1 pseudogene is annotated in these 410 nt (G+C 37.1%); it reads left to right on the top strand.

Features of this window, described 5'->3' with window-relative positions:
* Positions 1 to 410 (top strand): annotated as a pseudogene (locus tag LC418_RS20870) (DUF2723 domain-containing protein); the annotation flags it as partial.

Genomic DNA, 410 nt, shown 5'->3' with positions numbered 1-410 from the left:
AAATCCATTACGGCAGCTGATTACCTGAAAGTGAAACCTTACAACCTGATCAATGTTCAGAAGCCTTCACTGGCTCAGAATATGGACTATTTCATTACATTCCAGAATGGGTATTATTTTGTAAGATACCTGATGTGGAACTTCGTGGGAAGACAAAATGATCTTGAAGGAAATATGGAAAACACCAAAGGAAACTGGATCTCCGGAATTCCTTTCATCGATAATGCACTGCTTGGGAACCAGGATAAAATGCCTGCAAAATTCAAGAATGAAAGTACGGTTAAATTCTTCTTTTTACCCTTAATCTTAGGATTGATCGGTTTCTTTTTCCAGCTGAACAGGGACTTTGGAAGATTCTATGCACTGCTTTCATTATTTATTTTAACAAGTGTCGGAATTATTTTCTACAC

It is taken from the genome of Chryseobacterium lathyri, assembly GCF_019970085.1.
In the GTDB taxonomy this organism is placed as follows: Bacteria; Bacteroidota; Bacteroidia; order Flavobacteriales; family Weeksellaceae; genus Chryseobacterium; species Chryseobacterium lathyri.
This window is presented reverse-complemented; position numbering and strand designations above follow the sequence as displayed.